Below are 18431 nucleotides of genomic sequence, written 5' to 3' on the forward strand. Positions count from 1 at the left end.
CCGTCATCCCGTTATTCCACCAACTTCGCATTGACCCCCGCTCTCCCAGGCGCGACACTCTCCCGCAAAGCATGAGAGGAGGATGTCATGGAGGCACTTGATCGCTGGCGGCATATGCGGAGCGCGCCGAGGGATGGCAGCCGCATTCTGGTGACCATTCGCGCCACCGAGCAGGGGCCGGGCGCGGTCGATCTCGCCTATTGGTCGAAGGGTGATCAGTATGGGGGCGAAGCCTGGCGGTCTTCGGACTCCGCGCCTGGCCGGATCATCGAATATGCCGAACCGGAATTGAAATGCTGGATGCCGCTGCCATCGGCCGAACTCGGTAGCCTCGCTTTTCCCGCACCCTGGAAGGGCAAGGATGACGAGGAACTGGACGGGTCCGGCATCTGACCCGCGCGGCGTGACGATCGGAGCCGCAGTTGGCGGCTCCCGCGCAACCGAGGGTCACTCGCCCGTCTGCAGCTCGAACCCTTCGTCGATCCAGCCGGTTAGGCCGCCGGCCATGATCTTCACCGGCCTGCCCAGACGTGCGAGCCTGAGCGCGCCGCGAGCCGCGCCGTTGCAATGCGGGCCGGCGCAATAGGCGACGAAGATCGTTTCTTGCGGCCATTCCGCCATCCGGTTTTGCGTGATCTTGCCATGCGGCAGATTGATCGCGCCGGGCAAATGACTCCTGGCGAACAGCGCGGGAGAGCGGACATCGAGCAGCACGAAATCGGCTCCCCGCGCCAGCGAGTCATGCACGTCCCAGCAATCGGTCTCGAAGGTGAATTCTTCAGAAAAATGGGCGATCGCGGCTTCAGGCGAGGCGGGCGGGATCTCGGTCACGGCGGTGGTCATGGGCGGCTCCTTTGGTTGACCGGATCATGCCCGTTTCGCCGTCTCGCTTGCAATTGGCGTGATAGACAATATACGTAAAGATCATGCCAAACACCTCAGGTCCTCTCGTCGTCGCCCTCGTCTATGATGGGCTCTGCACCTTCGAATTCGGCATCGTCGCCGAGATTTTCGGACTGTCGCGGCCGGAGATGGGGAGGGCTGGTATCGCTACGCCAGTTGCGCCATCGAGCCGGGGCCGCTCCGCGCCCATGGCGGCTTTCTCATCCAGACTGAGGACAACAGCCATCTGATCGACGAGGCCGATCTCATCATCGCGCCCGGCTGGAAAGGGGCGGGGGTCCCGGTGCCGGATGATCTGATCGCGCGGTTGAGGGCGGCGCATGCGCGCGGCGCGCTACTCGCCTCGATCTGCTCGGGCGCCTTCGTGCTCGCCGCCACCGGGCTTCTCGACGGCGGCGTTGCGGCGACGCATTGGCGCTATGCCGAGGCGCTGGGCAAGGCCTATCCAGAGATCGAGGTCGACGCCGCCTCGCTCTATCGCGAACATGGCCGCCTGTTCACCTCGGCCGGCAGCGCCGCGGGCATCGATCTGATGATCGAGATCGTCCGGCGGGATTTCGGCCCGGATGCGGCTAATTCCGTGGCGCGGCGGCTTGTGATGCCGGCGCATCGCAGCGGCGGGCAGGCGCAGTTTCTCGAACGCCCGGTTCCGCGCCGCGAGGGCGTCGAGATCGCGCCGCTGCTCGACGCCATCCGAGCAGAACCGGCCTCCGCTTGGACGATTTCCCGCATGGCCGAATATTGCCGGATGAGCGAGCGGACCTTCGTCCGCCGGTTCCGCGACGCGACGGGCGTCTCTCCGGGCGACTGGATCGTCGCGGAGCGGGTGGAGCAGGCCAAGGAACGGTTGATCCGCGGTCGCGAAAGCGTCGACGAGATCGCCGTCCTGCTGGGCTTCGGCGGCGGACATGCGCTGCGCCATCATTTCCGTCGTCGGCTCGGCGTCAGTCCGGCGGACTATCGGGCGCGCTTTTCGGTCTCCGCATGATCGGGCGCGAAAAACACTTACCACCACCGGAATTGCCGAACCAAGCATCGTCGTGGCGCGTTATGAGGCGTCTCGCTGCGCATGCTTGATGCTGCGAGACGGCAATCCTATGTTCCTCCGGGACTTCCTCTCGCCCATGGGCCTGAATGTTAGACATCTTCAGAGATTACTGGCCGCATCTCCTGTTCGTCATCTCCATCGCCGCCGGCGCCGTTGCGGCGGCGCATGCGGCCATGACCAAGGAAGACGCCCGCGCCGCGATCGGCTGGGTCGGCGTCATCCTGCTGTCGCCGCTTCTCGGCGCCGGCCTCTATCTGGTGGCGGGGGTCAACCGCATTCGCCACAAGGCGCTGGCCAATCGCAAATCCGGCCATCGTCGCTTCGACAAGCAGATCCATGAACATGCGCTGTCGCCCAACCGCATCGTCGCCGAATTCGGGCAGCCCTATGGCGCGCTCAACCGGTTGGGCGACGCCATCACTCGCTTCTATATGACCTCGGGCAACACCATCGCCATGCTGGAAAACGGCGACCGCGCCTATCGCGAGATCATTGAGGCCATCGACGCCGCCCAGCATTCGGTTCTGCTCGAAAGCTATATTTTCGACAATGACGAGATCGGCCGTCGCGTCGCCGACAGACTTCTCGCCGCCAAGGCGCGCGGCGTGGAGGTGCGGGTGCTGATCGACGCGGTCGGCGCGCGTTATTCCTTCCCGAGCATCGTCAACTATCTCCGCCAGCGCGGCCTGTATGCGCGGAGCTTCAACGGCAATGTCATCATGGGGTTGAGAATGCCCTATGCCAATCTCCGCACCCACCGGAAGATCGTCGTCATCGACGACGACCTTGCTTTCACCGGCGGCATGAACATCCGCGAAGCGTTCACCACCGAGTTTGCCGGCGACGAGAGCGCGCATGACACGCATTTCCGGGTGACCGGACCGGTGGTGCGCGACCTCTTCGCGGTAGCGTCGGAAGATTGGCATTTCGCCACCGGCGAACGCCTGGCGCCGATCGCCCGCAACGGTCTGAAAGAGATCGAGCCGACCTATATGCGCGTCGTTTCATCCGGGCCGGATGGCTCGATCGAGACCAATCGCAACGTCATCATCGGCGCGCTGTCGGTGGCGCAAAAGCATGTGCGCGTCATGTCGCCCTATTTCCTTCCCGACCGGGAAATGGTCAGCGCTTTCGCCACCGCCGCCAGGCGGGGGTGCGCATCGACATTCTCGTGCCGCAGGAAAACAATCTCCGGCTCGTCGATCTCGCCATGATGGCGCAGTTCGATCAGGTGGTGAAACACGGCTGCCACGTCTGGCGCGTCGGCGGCATGTTCAATCATTCCAAGCTGATGACCATCGACGGCGTTTGGTCCTATGTCGGCACGTCCAATATGGACCCGCGCTCGATGCGGCTGAATTTCGAGGTCGATCTCGAAGTTCTCGACAGCCGGTTCGCCGCCGAGATCGAGAGCCGTGTCGACGCAGCCTTGGGGCAGGCGCACGAACTCAGGCTGACCGACATCCGCGATCGCCCGCTGGCCTATCGTCTGGCGGAAAAGGTGGTTTGGCTCGCGTCACCCTATCTTTAGAGAGGTCTGCGACACTGCAGCCGGAAACCGCAACGTCCCGGGCTGCGTTCTCTGATAATGACCATTTGGAATGACGACGCCATGATCCTCACCGCCTGGAAAAATCGCAAGAGCCGCCCCGTCATTGCGCCGGCGCTGCCGCGCGTCGGCGAGGAGCAGTTGATCGTAGCTTCCTACAACACCCATAAAGGGGTCGGGGAGACCGCAAGCGCGACCCCAACCGCATCGTCGACGTCATCGCCGAGATCGCGCCCGACATCATCGCGCTCCAGGAGGTCGACACCCGCTTCGGCGAGCGCAAGGGGCTTCTCAATCTCTCGCGGCTGGAGCAGGATTGCGGCCTGACCCCGGTGCCGCTCAGCCGCGCCACGGCGGCGCATGGCTGGCACGGCAATATCGTGCTGGTGAAGAAGAGAATGGTCAGCGCGGTGCATGAACTGCATCTGCCGGGGCTCGAACCGCGCGGCGCGCTGCTAGCCGACATCGATCTCGAAGGCGGGCGCAGCCTTCGCATCATCGCCGCCCATCTGGGGCTGTTGGGCCGCTCCCGGCTGATACAGGCGCGGCGGCTGATCGCCATCATGGCCGAACATGCGTCGAGGCCGACCGTGCTGATGGGCGACTTCAACGAATGGCGGCTGGGGTCGAAATCGGCGCTGAACGCCTTCCGCGACGCTTTCGGCCATCTGCCGCAGCCCGCGCCCAGTTTTCCGGCGCGGCTGCCATTCCTGGCGCTCGACCGGATCATCGCCGACCGTCCCGGGCTGGTGAGCGATGTGGTCGTGCATGACAGTCCGTTGGCGCGGGTTGCGTCGGATCATCTGCCGATCAAGGCGGCGCTGACGCTGCCGTCGCCAGTTTCTGTGTAGTCAACCTCAGGTTGCGGCGGGTTTGCGTCCCGCCAGCCAGACGCCGAACACCACGACCACGGTCCCGATGATCATGTAGGGACCGAGCGGTTCGCCGAGAAAGATGAAGCTCTCGACCGCCACCGCCGGCGGCATCAGATAGATCAGCGAGGCGGCGCGCGACACCTGGCCGCGCCGGATCATATAGAGCAGCAGGCCGACGCCGCCCATCGACAGCACGATCACCGACCAGGCGATGACCAGCCAGAGTTCCAGGCTGCCGTCGAAACGGGTTTCCTCGCCGAACAGCGCCAGGGGTCCGACGATCATCACGGCGCCGAGATATTGCCAGACCGCGGTGGTGCGCATGTCGCCGCCGGTCACGAAGCGTTTCTGATAGAGCGTGCCGAAGACGACGCCCAGCATCGCAGTGACGTTGATGGCGATCGGGACGATCCGCGCCGCGAGCATACCGGGCTCGACGTTTTCGAAACTCGGCACGAGCGCAATCAGGATGCCGGCGAAGCCGAGAACCAGGCCGGCAAGCTGAATGGGGCTCAGCCGCTCCTTGACCAGCCAGGGCCCCAGCGCCGCCGTCATCAGCGGCTGCAGCGCGGCGATGACGCCGGACACCGAAGCCGGCACGCCATGAAAAATCGCCCACCACACGCCGCCGAGATAGCAGCCATGCATCAGCGCGCCGGAAACGAGCCCGTGCAGGATGGCGCGGGGGCTTTTCGGCCAGGCGGCGCCCATGGCGATGCTGAGTATGGCAAAGGCCAGCGCGGCCAGGCCGAAGCGCACGGTCAGAAACAGCTCCGCCGTCGAATGCCAACTGCCGTAGACCGGGGCGATCCAGCCCGAGGACCAGAGCAGGACAAACAATGCGGGCGCGATGCGCTCGAGGGGCACGGGCAAACTCCGGCGATGGGAACTCGCGGGTTCGGTTAAAGGAAGCCCTCAGGCGGCGCAAGCCGCGATGTCAGAATTTCGGGGTCAACATGTCGAAGCGGTCCCGGATCGTGGCGCAAGTGTCGCCGCCCAGCCGGGCGATCGCATCGACGCCCGCGGGATCGACATGGAGTTTGTCGTCGACCAGGCCATCCCGAAAATGCGCGTAGAGAATTTCTCCCAGAATGATCTGGCGGGATTTGCCGAGCTCCAGCGTCACATGCCGGCGACATTCGAAGGCGGCCGGCGCTTGCCTGATCCAGGGCGAGGCGACCTTGACGCCGGGCGCGGCGGTCAGGCCGGCAGCCTTCAGTTCATCCTCGCCGCGCGGATATTTAGCGCCGCAGACATGCATCGCCTCCGCCATCGCGAAGGACACGATGTTGACGGTGAAGACTTCCGTCATGCGAATATTCTGCGCGGTGTCCTTGAAGGACATATCGGGATTGTTCTCCACGCCGATCGCGAGAATCGGCGGATCTGCGGACAGGCAGTTGAAGAAGCTGAAGGGAGCCGCATTGTGTCGCCCCGTTTCATCGATCGTCGTCACCAGCGCGATCGGCCGCGGGATAATGGCGCCGATCATCAGCTTATAGCGCTCGCGCGCGGAAATCGTCGTAAAGTCGAATTGGGTGCGCGGCGCGTCATCCCCGATCGGATCGCGTGGCGACATGTGGCGTCCCTCCAGTCTCGAGCGTCAGGCGGCGCCATCCCGCCTTCGGATGCGTCGACGCCACATGTCTGCAAGCAAGAGACGGGCCAAAAAAAATCGGCCGCACGAGGCGGCCGGGGAGGAAGCGTGGTGGGAGAACAGGCTCAGATGCCGACGAAAGGTTGCATCACGCGGGCGATCCAGCCATGCGGGATCATCTGTCCCTCGATGGCGGCGAGACAGATGCATTCGCCATCCATCTCGACTCGCGGCTGGTGATCGCCGTCATCATCCTCTTCTTCCAGATCGCCGCGGCCGTAACGGCCGTTTTCATCGCTGAAGGCGCCTTTCAGGACAAGCGTCAGTTCAGTGCCGGTATGTCCATGCTTGGGCAACGCCTTGCCGGCGCCGATGCGCAGAAGAACGACGTTGTAGGTAGGATCCTCCGGAACCTCGACTTTCGCGAAGCGCATCCCGGGCGCGACCCATTTCCACTTGCCGATCTTTCGCTCGCTCAAGGGAGCCGGAATGTCGACGCCCATGTCGAGGCCGCGGTGATCGTAGCCAAGGGAAATCGGCTCGGCGGAGGAGGGGGCCGCGAGCTTGCCCAACATGCGCTCGAAGAGATCGGGCGACACATCCGTCATCGGTTGTTCGTCGAGAAGCGCGCCGCCGAGCCTTTCGAACTCGGCGAGCCGCTTGTTGCTGTCTCGCGACATCGCCAGGTGGCTCTGGAGCACCAGCGCAGGCGCAGGGCTGAGTTTGCCCGCGGCGAAGCTCAGCAGCAGATCATCACTGGCGTGATGCGTAATCGTCATTTTGCGTCTTCCATCATCATTTGGCGCAGGCGCTGCAAGGCAAGCCTCACCCGAGATTTCACCGTGCCCAGGGGAATGCCGAGGATCTGCGCGATTTCGGCCTGGGGATTCTCCGAATAAAACGACATGCGGATCACCGTCGCCTGCTCTTCCGGCAGTCGGGCGATCGCCGCGCGCACCGCCGTCTCGTCCTGCCAGCCGATCAGCCGCTCTTCGGCGGACGGGTCGGTGTCGGGCTCGTTGACATCGGGCTCTACAGGCGTCGAAACGAGCCGCGACGTGCGCCGCCGCCGGTCGATGCCGCAATTGCGGGCGATGGTGAAGATCCAGGTCGATACCCCCGCTTTGGACGGATCGAAACTTTCGGCTCGCCTCCAAAGGTTCAGCATGCTCTCCTGGATCAGGTCTTCGCTCTCCACATCCGTAAAGCCCTGCCGCATGAGAAAGGACTTCAGTCGCGGCGCGTAGAAGCGAAACAGCGCGGCAAAAGCCTGCATGTCCCTGTTCTCCGCAACCCGCCGCATCAACGCCGCGAGTTCCTCGGGCGGCGACATGGCGTCTCGATCCCCGGCCGCTACCATATAAGAGGCCTTGGATGCGCGTTGGTCGGGCCGCGTGGCCGGGATGGTTCTGATCTCATTCATGCCTCTCTTACGCCGGAGCCGGAAGCGCGGATCACGGGCTGTATATCAAGGTTAAGTAATTCATCTTCGGCGGGCTGGCAAACGGCTGCGAAGCCAAAGCCGCGACAAACCGGGGCGGATGTGGAATTTCCACACCGGACCGCTCCAGCGGCGCTGCCGCTGTTTTACGCATATGCCTAATTCTCGCTCCGGTTTCATGCCCTTCAATTGAGCAGCGCTGGAGCCGTGGCGATAAAGCACGCAAAAAATACGCAGACGGGACTGCGCATGCTTCTTGCATTGCTTCCGACATTGGTTTCAAATGCCTGAACAATAAACGGGGAATTGAGATTTGGCGTTCGACGAAATGATCGACGCGGAGGGCAATCCGCGAGAGCCTTACCGCAAATACTTTGATTGGTTCAACGAGCAGGACCCGGCCTATCTGGCGGCGAAGGCGAGGGATGCGGAGAACATTTTTCGACGCACAGGCATCACTTTCGCCGTTTACGGCCATGAAGACGCCACCGAAAAGCTGATCCCCTTCGACCTCATTCCGCGCATCATTTCCGGCAAGGAATGGCGCAAGCTGGCCCTGGGCATCGAACAGCGCGTGCTGGCGCTCAACGCCTTTCTCGAGGACATCTATCACAAGCAGGAGATCATCAAGGCGGGCCGAATCCCGCGCGACCTGATCGAAAAGAATTCGGCCTTTCTGCCGCAGATGATCGGCATGCGGCCGCCCGGCGGCGTCTATACCCACATCATCGGCACCGACATCGTCCGCACCGGCGAAGACCAGTTCTACGTGCTGGAAGACAATGCGCGGACGCCGTCCGGCGTGTCCTATATGCTGGAAGACCGGGAAACCATGATGCAGATGTTCCCGGATCTGTTCCACAAGGTCCGGGTGCGCCCGGTCGAGGACTATCCGACGCAGCTGCGCCAGAGCCTCGATGCGCTCGCGCCTCCGGGTTGCAAAGGCAAGCCGAGGGTGGTGGTGCTGACCCCGGCATCTTCAACTCCGCCTATTACGAACACGCCTTTCTCGCCGACCAGATGGGCGCCGAGCTCGTCGAGGGGTCCGACCTTCGCGTCATCGACGGCAAGGTGTGCATGCGCACCACGCAAGGCTATGAATCGGTCGACGTGATCTATCGGCGCGTCGATGACGACTTCCTCGATCCGCTGACCTTCCGGCCGGACTCCTGTCTGGGCGTCGCCGGCATCATGGACGTCTATCGCGCCGGCAACGTCACCATCGCCAATGCGCCGGGCACCGGCATTTCCGACGACAAGGCCATCTACTCCTATATGCCAGAAATCGTCGAATTCTATACCGGCCGCAAGGCGATCCTCGAAAACGTGCCGACCTGGCGCTGTTCGGAGGCCGACAGCTTCAAATATGTGATGGAGCATCTGCCCGAATTGGTGGTGAAGGAAGTGCATGGTTCGGGCGGCTACGGCATGCTGGTCGGGCCCACCGCGACCCGCAAGGAGATCGCGCTCTTCGCCGAAAAGCTGAAATCCAAGCCAGGCAACTACATCGCCCAGCCGACGCTGTCGCTGTCCACCGTTCCGATCATGGTCAAGAAGGGCATCGCGCCCCGGCATGTCGACCTCCGGCCTTACGTGCTGGTGTCGGACAAGGTGCATATCATCCCCGGCGGGTTGACCCGCGTCGCGCTCAAGAAAGGCTCGCTGGTGGTCAATTCCAGCCAGGGCGGCGGCACGAAAGACACCTGGGTGCTGGAGGACTGATCGATGATGCTCGGAAGAACCGCGAACGGCCTGTTCTGGATGTCCCGCTATCTGGAACGCGCCGAAAACACCGCCCGCCTCATCGACGCCGGTTTCCGCATGTCGCTGACGCGCTCCACCGAAAGCGAAGACGATTGGGACGGCGTGCTGCAGAGCGCCGGCGTCCGCGAACTCTACGCCGCCAAATATGAGAAACTGTCCGGCGCCGACGCGATGGATTTTCTCATGCGCGACAAGACCAATCCGTCTTCGGTGATCAACTGCCTGGAATTCGGCCGCAACAACGCCCGCATGGTGCGCACTGCGCTGACCCGCGAAGCCTGGGAAAGCATCAACGAGACCTGGCTCGAACTGAAGACCGTGCTGGCGAGAAAGGTGACGCACGCCACGCTGCCCGACGTCATCGACGCCATCAAGCGTCGGGTCGCGCATATGCGCGGCGCTTTTTCCGGCACGCAGTTGCGCGACGAACTCTACAATTTCGCCATGCTCGGCTCGTTCATCGAACGGGCAGACAACACCGCGCGCATTCTCGACGTCAAATATTACGTGTTGCTGCCGTCGCTCCTGCATGTCGGCGGCGCCATGGACAATTTTCACTGGCAGTCGATCCTGCGGTCGGTGTCGGCCTTCCGCTCCTATTCCTGGGTCTATGACGCGGAATACAAGCCGTCCAACATCGCCCATTTCCTGATCCTCAACCGGCGCATGCCGCGGTCGCTCGCCTTCTGCTACGAGCAGATCAATTCCAATCTCGCCCATCTCGCGCGGGATTACGGCAGCCAGGTCGCGGCGCATGATACGGCGGCGCGCACGCGCAACATGTTGCTGACCACCTCGATCGACGAGATCATGGACCAGGGACTGCACGAGTTCCTCGAAGACTTCATCCTGTCCAACGACACGCTGGCCAGCGAGATCAGCGACGGTTACCGGTTCTACAAGTGAGTTGAGACATGCGCCTGAAAATCAGCCACATGACGGAATACAACTATGATGAGCCGGTGGAGTTCGCGCTGCAACGACTCAGGCTGACGCCTCGGGACTGGCCGGGCCAGAGAGTGCTGGCCTGGCAGACGCTGGTCACGGGCGCCGGGCACCAGGCATTCTACGACGATCACTTCGGCAATCGCGTCGAACTGGTCAGCGTCATCGAAGGTCAGACATCCATCCGCATCATGGCGCAGGGCGAGGTGGAGACGGAGGAGTTGCACGGCGTCTTCGGGCCGCACAAGGGCCATGCGCCGCTCTGGCTGTTCCGGCGTGAAACGACGCTCGCCAAGCCCGGCAAACTGGTGCGCGATCTCGCCAAGGGCATTGAGGGCGACAGCGATCTCGCTCGCACGCATTCGCTGATGGCGGCTATCCATGACGCGGTGGCCTATAAGAAGGGCGTCACGACGTCCGAGACGACGGCCGAACAGGCTCTCGAACTCGGGGCGGGCGTCTGCCAGGATCACGCTCATGTCTTCATCGCGGCCGCGCGGCTGATCGGCCTGCCGGCCCGCTACGTCTCCGGTTACATGCTGGACGGTTCCGACATGGCCGCCGCCAGCCATGCATGGGCTGAAGCCCATGTCGACGGCCTCGGCTGGGTCGGCTTCGACGCCGCCAACAAGATCTGCCCCGACGAGCGCTATGTCCGCGTCGCCAGCGGTCTGGACTATACCGACACCGCGCCGGTGTCGGGCATGAGGCTCGGAACGTCGCCGGAGATGATCATCGTCAATGTGACGGTCGAGCAGTAATCCCTTCACACAGATTTTCAATGGTGTCGCCCGGCTCGCCGTCGGGCGATCTGTCTGCGGAGGCGCGGGTCGCGCAGCGGTCCGACACATTCTGACGACGCTCGCCGATCGCGCGGCGCGAAGAGGACCTTGCCCGTCAGAGAATGAAGTCGCCGCCGTTCATGCTGTTCACGTCCTTGAGTTCGATGGCCAGATCGGCCTTGCGGTCCCCATTGACGTCGCCGAACACGAAGCTGTCCTCGAAGCGCAGCTGACCGGCCGTCCCGGTGAAGTCTCCGCCGCCGATGAAGCGGAAAGACTGATTGCCGGATTGTCCGGTTTTGGCGTCGATCGCGGAAAGATCGACGTCGTCGTTCTGCCCGCGATTGAAGTCGCCGATGACGTCGTGATTGCCGTTGGCCCTGCTGTCGGAAGTCGCGACGAAGACGAAACGATCCGAGCCGCCGCCGCCGATCAACGCATCGGCATCGCCTCCGCCGATGAGGACGTCACGGCCGCCCAGGCCGTTCAGACCGTCTTCTCCGGCCAGGCCGACCAGCGTGTTGGCCGCGTTCGAACCGATCAGCGTGTCGCCTTTGATCGTGCCTTCGGCATTTTCTATGCCGACCAGCGTTTCCTGCCGGTTGGCGCCGGTCTGGGCTATGCCCTGTGCGAGGCTGAGAGCGATGCCTCCGAGGCGCGGATCGTCGGACCGCGGCTTGTAGCTGATCGTATCGACGCCCGCGCCGCCGTTGAAGACATTGGCCCAACCTTCGGAGAAGAACACATCGGCGCCGTCCTCGCCGAAATAGCGGCTCTTGAAGGTGGATACCGCGATCTGATCGCCGCCGCCGCCGGCGCGAACGACGTCGCCCGCTTCCGTCGCAAAGGAGGCGAAGCCGATACCGACATAGGTGTCTGCGCCGGCGCCGAGCCTTATGTCGTTGCCCGCCTCTTTGCGATTTCCGACCACATCGTTTCCACTCCCGGCGTCGACGAAATTGCCGCCGCCCAGATCATCGTCGCGATTGAGCACAATCACGTCGTCGCCGCCCTTGGCGAAGACCCGAATTTCGATGTTCGATCCCTGTTCGATGCGGTCGGCCTTGTTCGTGCCGTTGATCGTCTTGCCCATGCCGGTCGTCCCCTTCGCTTGATCTGTTGGCGTGTCCCGTCTTATCAGGTTCGCTCTGGCGACGAGTTTCCCGGGGAACACCGGCCCGGTCTAAAGACCGTCGAGGGGCTGGCCGGGCGCCGCCGCAGTCTGTTTTGTCCCGTCAGCGGCAAACGCCTGGAATGTCGAGCTGATAAGTCGTCTTGCCGGGACCTTCGGGCAGCACCGGGATCAGATACACTTTTAGATCGCAGTCCTGAACCCGCACGGTCCATTCCTTCGCGCCGTCTTTGCGTGTCCCGGTGTTGGAAATCGCCCCGATCGGTGCCTGATGGACGGCATTGGCGACTTCGCTGCTGCCGAGGATCGCGCCGACCTGTTCGACGCTGTCATAATAACCCGACACCGCCGCCTCGGCGGAGCCGAAACCCGAAACCATGGCGATTGCCGCCCAGACCAGCCGTCTCATCTCAATCCTCGCCCAAGAGGTCGCCCGGCGACCGTTGCGGACGAGGATTAACACGCCGGAGGCAGACCGCGCCATGGGCGTTTGCGCCGGTGGCGCCGCCTCAGGCGGCTTGGTCGCGTCTCGGCGCGCGCTCCGCGTGGTCCGGTTCGCGTATCGTCTTGCGGCGATTGAGCTTGAACTGGTTGACGAGGTCGCTGAGTTTCGTCGCGCCGGATGCGAGGTGCTCGCTGATCGATTTGCTTTGCTTGACCATCGTGGCGTTCTGTTGCGTCATCGCGTCGATCTGGGAGACGGCGCTGTTGATGTCGGAGAGGCTGGAAGCCTGCTCCGCCGCGCCGGCGGTCAGCGCCTGCATGTTGTCGTCGATCGCCCGGACGATGCCGGCGATGCGCTGCAGGCCGTCGCCTGTCGCGTCGACCAGCCGAACGCCGTCCTGCACCTCGCGACCCGAATTTTCGATCAGCGCCTTGATTTCCTTGGCGGCGTTGGCCGAGCGTTGCGCCAGTTCGCGCACTTCCTGCGCCACGACGGCGAAGCCCTTGCCGGCGTCGCCGGCGCGGGCCGCCTCGACGCCCGCATTGAGCGCCAGGAGGTTGGTCTGGAAGGCGATCTCGTCGATGACGCTGATGATCTTGCCGATCTCGGCGGACGCGGTCTCGATGCGCTCCATCGCGGCGGTGGTGTCCTGAAGCACCTGGGTGGAGGCGTTGACGGAATTCATCGCGTTGATCACCAGGTCGCGGGCGCCCTGCGTCGCGGTCATCGAGGAATTCACCCGTTCCGTCACCGCATCCAGGGAGCGTGTCGTCTGTCTCAGCGCGTCGGCCTGATCATGGGTGCGCAGCGACAGTTCGTCCGCGCCGCTGTTCATTCGCTGGCTGTTGTCCTTCAGCGTCTGCGTCTCGGCGAGCACGCTTTCCAGGGTTTTCTGAAAAGCGCCGAGCGAGGAATTGAAGTCGTGTCGCAGCGGTTCGAACTCCGCCGAGAACGGCATGTCGATGGTCTGGCGAATATTGCAGTCGGCGAGCCGCGCCAGTCCGGCGCCGAGTTCCTTCACGACCCGCACGCGCGCCGTCACGTCGGTGGCGAATTTGACGACCTTGAAGACGCGGCCACTGTCGTCGAAGACCGGATTGTACGATGCCTGGATGAAAACGGGGTTGCCGCTTTTGTCGAGGCGCATGAACTGGTCATGGGCATGCTCGCCGGAAGCCAGCTTATTCCAGAATTGCCGATAGGCGTCGGAGCGCGCATAGTCGGGCTCGCAGAAGATGGCGTGGCGTTTGCCGACGATCTCGTTCAATGAATAGCGCATCGTCGACAGAAAATTGTCGTTGGCGGTGAGGATCTCGCCGTCTGGCGTGAACTCGATGATCGCCTGGGTGCGCGACACCGCTTCCAGCTTGCCCCTGTCCTCCGCGGCCTTCTTGCGCGAGGCGGTGATGTCGGTGGCGAACTTCACCACTTTATAGGGCCTGCCGCCCCGCAGGATCGGGTTGTAGGACGCCTCGATCCAGACTTCCCGACCGCCCTTGGCCAGGCGTCGATATTGATTCTGCGCGAAAGAGCCGGAGTTCAGGTCGCTCCAGAATTTCTTATAGTCGGGCGAGGAAGCATAAGCGGGATCGACGAACAGCCGATGATGCTTGCCGACGATCTCCTCGGCGCCATAGCCCATGACCTTGAGGAAATTCTCGTTGGCTGACAGGATCTTGCCGTCCATCGAGAATTCGATCACCGCCAGAGATCGATTGAGGGCGTGGACGATGGCGGCATTGGACGTGAGATCAAATATCGAAAACATAGGACGGGTGAGCTCCCACTCAATTTGAGGAATGTTTGCGATAAATGAGTAAAATATTATTTAATTATGCAATAAAATCATACAATTGAAAAAATGTCGTCGCGCAAGAAATGCGAGTGTCGGGACAGCCTCGCGGGAGTTCTCCCGACAGAAGCCGGCAGCCGACCTGAGGTCCGCAGGCAATTCGGAGGATAGCCCGAGTTCACGCCGCATACGAAAACGGGGGCGTCGCCGCCCCCGTTCACAGTCCTCGTCATAAACTCGAATTCAACCGCGGGATTGGCCCTTGGCGCGGTTGGGGCGGCCGCCGTTCGGCCGGCCGTCGCGCTTTGCGCCTTCGGGGCGCGCGTCGCCATGGGGACGGCGGTCGCGCTGCTGCGGGCGCTCCTCAGTCAGCAGATTGGCGTCTTCGGCGTAGCCGGCGAAGCGAGCCGGGCTGTGGCGCGAGGCGCCCGGAGCAGGCTTGGCGTCGCGGCGCGGGCCGCGATTGTCGCCTTCGGGACGCGGACCGCGATTTTCCGGGCGGGGGCCGCGGCCTTCGGGACGACGCTCGCCGTTCTGGCCCTGGCGGGCAGGACGTCCCTCATGGTCGCGCTTGCCTTCCGGACGACGGTCGCCGCGGGCCGGGCGGTCGCCCGTGACTTCGCTGCGGTCGCGCACCGGGCGGAATTCGCCGCCGTTCAATTCCTCGACTTCCGAGAAGCTCGAACGCGGCTGGCGCTGCGGGCGGTCGCGACGCGGGCCACGCTCGTTGCGCTGTCCATCCTGGGCGCGCGGCTTGCGGGCGGGGCGTTCGCCGTCGTTCGGTTCGATTTCTGTCACCTCGGCGAAAGAGCCGCGGGCGATGGCCTGTTCACGGCGTTCGCTCGCCTGTTCACGGGCCTCGCGCGGCGCGCGGCTTTCGGGCCGGCGACCGCGATGGCTTTCGCCGCCGCCCTTCTTCTTGCCCTGCCACTCCGGACGTTCGCCCGAAGCGACCGGCACCGGCTGGCCCATCAGCTTTTCGATGTCGTAGAGCATCTTGAGTTCATCGGGCGCGCAGAAGGCGATGGCGATGCCTTCGCGACCGGCGCGAGCCGTGCGGCCGATGCGGTGGACATAGGTGTCGGCCACGGTCGGGAGATCGTAATTGTAGACATGGCTGACGCCGGGCACGTCGATGCCGCGGGCGGCGACGTCGGTGGCCACCAGCGTGCGGATGTCGCCGTCACGGAAGCCCTTGAGCGCGCGGTCGCGCTGACCCTGGCTCTTGTTGCCATGGATGGAGGCGACGGAGAAGCCGGTCTGGTCGAGATGCTTCATCAGCTTCTCGGCGCCGTGCTTGGTCTTGCAGAACACCAGGTTCAGGGCGTCCTTGCCGTTGGCGCGCAGCTCTTCCTTGAGAAGCGCGGTCTTGTGGTCGCGGCCGAGCACGAAATGCACCTTCTGGACCACCTTGTCGGCGGCCTTGCCGGGAGGCGTCACGGACACTTCTTCCGGATCATGCAGATAATCGCCGGCGAGTTCGGCGATGGCCTGCGGCATGGTGGCGGAGAACAGCATGGTCTGGCGACGCTTGGGCACCAGCTTCACGATCTTCTTAAGATCATGGACAAAGCCGAGGTCCATCATCTGGTCGGCTTCGTCGAGAACGAGATAGCGAACGGCAGAAAGGTTGAGCGCGCGGCGATTGCAGAGGTCGAGCAGACGGCCCGGCGTGGCGATCAGGATGTCGACGCCCTTTTCCAGGATCTTGGACTGGACGTTGATCGAGGCGCCGCCGACCACAGAGGTCTGCTTGAGCGGCGACTTGCGGGTGAAGACCTTGAGGCTCTCGCCGATCTGGTTGACGAGTTCGCGGGTGGGCGCGAGGATCAAAGCGCGGCAGGCCTTGGGCTCGGCCTTGACGCCTTCCTTGATGAGACGGGCGATGATGGGAAGGCCGAAGCCGAGAGTCTTGCCGGTGCCGGTCTGGGCGAGGCCGATGATGTCGCGGCCTTCGAGCGCCAGCGGAATGGCTTTGGCCTGGATCGGGGTCGGCGTGGTGAAGCCGGTTTCAGTCAGTGTGTTGAGAAGATATTGCGAGAGGCCGAGCGTTTCAAAGCTGGTCGTAGTGGTCACAGTCAGTCTACCTTTCGGGGGCCAAACGGCTCCGCCGGAAAGACATCATTGTCCATCCGGTGCGTCTGGCTCAAGAACCCCGCGTGACATGGGAACTTGTTGTTCGTTTATGAAATTCGCTTTCCGGCGCATCGAACGCATCGGGCGTTCGAGACCGCGCTTTGCCTTTATTGATCGACGCTCACCGGTTCCCCCATAACGAGGGCTTTCATCCGTGGTCGTGCGGGCAGCTCACGCGGCGCCCTTCAGGGGAAAGCTGGCCTGCATGTCGTGTATTTCACGATGAAAGTCAAGGACTGTTTCGCATTTGCGATATGCGCAGGGCGCAGATCGCGGCGCTGGTCGCCGCGATCGAGCTTCGGGGCCCGCCGATCAGAAGTCGGTCGGCACGCCGCCTTCCGCCTTGCGGCGGGCGACGAAAGCGTCGAGTTCTTCCTCGATGGCCGGATCGAGGGCCGGCTGCTCATAGGCGGCGAGCTTCTCCTTCCAGACGCGGTTGGCGTGCTGGAATGTCGTTGGGCTGCCGGCCTCGACCCAGGTCTCATTGTTGCGCCAGTCAGACAGGATCGGCGAGTAGAAGGCGGTCTCGTAGCGCGACAGCGTATGCGCCGTGCCGAAGTAATGGCCGCCGGGTCCGACATCGCGGATCGCGTCCAATCCGAGCGCATCGTCGGAGACGTCGAGCGGCTTCAGGAATTCCGCCACCATCTGCAAGAGATCGACGTCGAGGATGAATTTCTCGTAGGAGGCCGTCAGGCCGCCCTCGGTCCAGCCGGCCGAATGCATGATGAAATTGCCGCCGCCTTCGACGACGCCCCAGAGCGAAAACACCGATTCATAGGCGGCCTGGGCGTCGAGCGTGTTTGCGGCATTGGTGTTGGAGGTGCGGTAGGGGAAACCATAGCGACGGGCGAGCTGGCCGCCGGCGATGACCGCCTTCATATATTCGGGCGTGCCGAAAGCGGGGGCGCCGGTCTTCATGTCGACATTGGAGGTGAAGCCGCCATAGACGGCGGGGGCGCCGCGGCGAACCATCTGGGTAAACGCGATGCCGCACAGCGCTTCGGCGTTCTGCTGCACGACGGCGCCGGCGATCGTCACCGGAGCCATGGCGCCGGCCAGGGTGAAGGGAGTGAGGATGACCACCTGGTTGCGCGAGGACATTTCGATGATGCCCTGCAGCATCGGGCCGTCGAGACGCAGCGGCGACGACGAATTGATGATGGTGAAGAGCGAAGGCTCGCGCTCCATCTGCTCCCAGCTGATGCCGCGGCCGATGCGGGCGATCTCCAGCGCGTCCTCGTTGCGCTGCTTGCCGAGCGAATAGGCGTGGAAGGGCTTGTCGGTCAGCTTCACCATGTCGGACAGGCAGTCGAGATGGCGGACGGAGGCGTGGATATCCACCGGCTCCACCGGATAGCCGCCGGTGGTGTGGATGATGTCGTAGCACTGGGCGAGCTTGACGAGATTGCGATAGTCGGCCTGGTTTCCGGTGCGGCGGCCGCCATCCATGTCGGAGACGAAGGGCGCCGACGCGATCTGGGCGAAGACGAGATTGTTGCCGCCCATTTTCACATGCCGCTGCGGATTGCGGGCATGCAGCGTGAATTCCTTGGGCACGGTGGCGATCATGTCCATGATCAGGCCGCGATCGAAGCGAACGCGCTCGGAGCCTTCGGTCACCTGGGCGCCATGGGCTTTCATGATTTCGCGCGCCTCGGGCAGCATGATGTCCATGCCGATTTCTTCGAGCACCGTCAGCGAGGCGTTATGGATGGCTTCCAGCTGATCGGCGGACAGGAGTTCGGTGCGCGGCCGGTCGTTGACGAGATTGAGATAGGACGGGCCCGTGGAGCGACGCGAGCGGTCTCCGCCCCTGCCGCCGGCGCGACGGCGACGGCCTTCGCCGGATGCTTCCTCTTGCATGATGACTGCCTGTGTGCCTTCCGCGCTCATGTCGTTCTCGCTTTTTGTCATTGCCTCACCGGGCGCGAACGGCGCCGCTCCCGCCTGCGGGGACAGGGCCTCGCCGGCTCACGGCATCATGTCAAACGCGGCTTCCGGACCCGCTTGTAAAAGCGA

General features: G+C 63.5%; 13 protein-coding genes and 4 pseudogenes. 7 read left to right on the plus strand and 10 right to left on the minus strand.

Features of this window, described 5'->3' with window-relative positions; genetic code table 11:
* The first annotated feature begins 87 nt into the window (after nucleotides 1-87).
* The gene (locus H2O14_RS17805; protein WP_182828699.1) at nucleotides 88-393 is read left to right on the plus strand and encodes a hypothetical protein; all 306 of its coding nucleotides are present in this window, start codon (nucleotides 88-90) and stop codon (nucleotides 391-393) included.
* Nucleotides 394-447: 54 nt separating this feature from the next.
* On the opposite strand, the gene H2O14_RS17810 is transcribed toward H2O14_RS17805, so the two are convergent.
* Nucleotides 448-843: a rhodanese-like domain-containing protein gene (locus tag H2O14_RS17810; protein WP_182828700.1), complete on the minus strand. Its 396-nt coding sequence runs from the start codon at nucleotides 841-843 to the stop codon at nucleotides 448-450.
* A gap of 83 nt (nucleotides 844-926) precedes the next feature.
* Here H2O14_RS17810 and ftrA point away from each other — a divergent pair.
* The 3 pseudogenes from ftrA to H2O14_RS17825 all read left to right on the plus strand — a co-directional run bounded on the left by ftrA (nucleotide 927) and on the right by H2O14_RS17825 (nucleotide 4351).
* Nucleotides 927-1891 (plus strand): annotated as a pseudogene (gene ftrA, locus H2O14_RS17815) (transcriptional regulator FtrA).
* A gap of 146 nt (nucleotides 1892-2037) precedes the next feature.
* Nucleotides 2038-3482: pseudogene (locus H2O14_RS17820) on the plus strand (phospholipase D-like domain-containing protein).
* A gap of 57 nt (nucleotides 3483-3539) precedes the next feature.
* Nucleotides 3540-4351 (plus strand): annotated as a pseudogene (locus H2O14_RS17825) (endonuclease/exonuclease/phosphatase family protein).
* Between the two features lie 6 nt (nucleotides 4352-4357).
* Here the strand turns inward: H2O14_RS17825 and H2O14_RS17830 are convergent.
* The 4 genes from H2O14_RS17830 to H2O14_RS17845 all read right to left on the minus strand — a co-directional run bounded on the left by H2O14_RS17830 (nucleotide 4358) and on the right by H2O14_RS17845 (nucleotide 7395).
* Complete coding sequence (locus tag H2O14_RS17830) at nucleotides 4358-5242, minus strand: DMT family transporter (protein WP_182828701.1); 885 nt, start codon at nucleotides 5240-5242, stop codon at nucleotides 4358-4360.
* 70 nt (nucleotides 5243-5312) lie between these two features.
* Nucleotides 5313-5954: a flavin reductase family protein gene (locus H2O14_RS17835; protein WP_182828702.1), complete on the minus strand. Its 642-nt coding sequence runs from the start codon at nucleotides 5952-5954 to the stop codon at nucleotides 5313-5315.
* A gap of 143 nt (nucleotides 5955-6097) precedes the next feature.
* Nucleotides 6098-6751 carry a ChrR family anti-sigma-E factor gene (locus tag H2O14_RS17840; protein WP_182828703.1) on the minus strand — a complete coding sequence of 218 codons (654 nt, stop codon included), beginning with the start codon at nucleotides 6749-6751 and terminating at the stop codon, nucleotides 6098-6100.
* Complete coding sequence (locus H2O14_RS17845) at nucleotides 6748-7395, minus strand: sigma-70 family RNA polymerase sigma factor (protein ID WP_246697433.1); 648 nt, start codon at nucleotides 7393-7395, stop codon at nucleotides 6748-6750. The genes H2O14_RS17840 and H2O14_RS17845 overlap by 4 nt, the downstream gene beginning before the upstream one ends.
* A gap of 331 nt (nucleotides 7396-7726) precedes the next feature.
* Between H2O14_RS17845 and H2O14_RS17850 the strand changes: the two are divergent.
* The 3 genes and pseudogenes from H2O14_RS17850 to H2O14_RS17860 all read left to right on the plus strand — a co-directional run bounded on the left by H2O14_RS17850 (nucleotide 7727) and on the right by H2O14_RS17860 (nucleotide 10883).
* Nucleotides 7727-9135 (plus strand): annotated as a pseudogene (locus tag H2O14_RS17850) (circularly permuted type 2 ATP-grasp protein).
* Between the two features lie 6 nt (nucleotides 9136-9141).
* Nucleotides 9142-10083, plus strand: coding sequence for an alpha-E domain-containing protein (locus H2O14_RS17855; protein WP_182829427.1), 942 nt, complete (start codon nucleotides 9142-9144; stop codon nucleotides 10081-10083).
* 8 nt (nucleotides 10084-10091) lie between these two features.
* A complete protein-coding gene (locus H2O14_RS17860) occupies nucleotides 10092-10883 on the plus strand; it encodes a transglutaminase family protein (RefSeq protein WP_182828704.1) in 792 nt (263 codons plus the stop codon).
* A gap of 136 nt (nucleotides 10884-11019) precedes the next feature.
* Here H2O14_RS17860 and H2O14_RS17865 read toward each other — a convergent pair whose 3' ends face one another.
* The 5 genes from H2O14_RS17865 to H2O14_RS17885 all read right to left on the minus strand — a co-directional run bounded on the left by H2O14_RS17865 (nucleotide 11020) and on the right by H2O14_RS17885 (nucleotide 18275).
* Nucleotides 11020-11997, minus strand: coding sequence for a calcium-binding protein (locus H2O14_RS17865; protein ID WP_182828705.1), 978 nt, complete (start codon nucleotides 11995-11997; stop codon nucleotides 11020-11022).
* Nucleotides 11998-12139: 142 nt separating this feature from the next.
* Nucleotides 12140-12445: a hypothetical protein gene (locus H2O14_RS17870; protein ID WP_182828706.1), complete on the minus strand. Its 306-nt coding sequence runs from the start codon at nucleotides 12443-12445 to the stop codon at nucleotides 12140-12142.
* 100 nt (nucleotides 12446-12545) lie between these two features.
* Nucleotides 12546-14249, minus strand: a complete 1704-nt coding sequence (locus H2O14_RS17875) for a PAS domain-containing methyl-accepting chemotaxis protein (RefSeq protein WP_182828707.1) — start codon at nucleotides 14247-14249, stop codon at nucleotides 12546-12548.
* Nucleotides 14250-14516: 267 nt separating this feature from the next.
* Nucleotides 14517-16349, minus strand: coding sequence for a DEAD/DEAH box helicase (locus tag H2O14_RS17880; RefSeq protein WP_182828708.1), 1833 nt, complete (start codon nucleotides 16347-16349; stop codon nucleotides 14517-14519).
* 372 nt (nucleotides 16350-16721) lie between these two features.
* Nucleotides 16722-18275, minus strand: coding sequence for a trimethylamine methyltransferase family protein (locus H2O14_RS17885; RefSeq protein ID WP_409526927.1), 1554 nt, complete (start codon nucleotides 18273-18275; stop codon nucleotides 16722-16724).
* Nucleotides 18276-18431: the final 156 nt, after the last annotated feature.

The sequence above is a fragment of the Rhizobium sp. G21 genome, assembly GCF_014158035.1.
GTDB lineage: Bacteria > Pseudomonadota > Alphaproteobacteria > Rhizobiales > Rhizobiaceae > Rhizobium_E.

Excerpts from the sequence above, each read along its gene's own strand:
- H2O14_RS17805 (WP_182828699.1), top strand. The coding sequence starts at position 88 with ATGGAGGCACTTGATCGCTGGCGGCATATGCGGAGCGCGCCGAGGGAT.
- H2O14_RS17810 (WP_182828700.1), bottom strand. The coding sequence starts at position 843 with ATGACCACCGCCGTGACCGAGATCCCGCCCGCCTCGCCTGAAGCCGCG.
- H2O14_RS17835 (WP_182828702.1), bottom strand. The coding sequence starts at position 5,954 with ATGTCGCCACGCGATCCGATCGGGGATGACGCGCCGCGCACCCAATTC.
- H2O14_RS17840 (WP_182828703.1), bottom strand. The coding sequence starts at position 6,751 with ATGACGATTACGCATCACGCCAGTGATGATCTGCTGCTGAGCTTCGCC.
- H2O14_RS17845 (WP_246697433.1), bottom strand. The coding sequence starts at position 7,395 with ATGAATGAGATCAGAACCATCCCGGCCACGCGGCCCGACCAACGCGCA.
- H2O14_RS17855 (WP_182829427.1), top strand. The coding sequence starts at position 9,142 with ATGCTCGGAAGAACCGCGAACGGCCTGTTCTGGATGTCCCGCTATCTG.
- H2O14_RS17860 (WP_182828704.1), top strand. The coding sequence starts at position 10,092 with ATGCGCCTGAAAATCAGCCACATGACGGAATACAACTATGATGAGCCG.
- H2O14_RS17865 (WP_182828705.1), bottom strand. The coding sequence starts at position 11,997 with ATGGGCAAGACGATCAACGGCACGAACAAGGCCGACCGCATCGAACAG.
- H2O14_RS17870 (WP_182828706.1), bottom strand. The coding sequence starts at position 12,445 with ATGAGACGGCTGGTCTGGGCGGCAATCGCCATGGTTTCGGGTTTCGGC.
- H2O14_RS17875 (WP_182828707.1), bottom strand. The coding sequence starts at position 14,249 with ATGTTTTCGATATTTGATCTCACGTCCAATGCCGCCATCGTCCACGCC.
- H2O14_RS17885 (WP_409526927.1), bottom strand. The coding sequence starts at position 18,275 with ATGCAAGAGGAAGCATCCGGCGAAGGCCGTCGCCGTCGCGCCGGCGGC.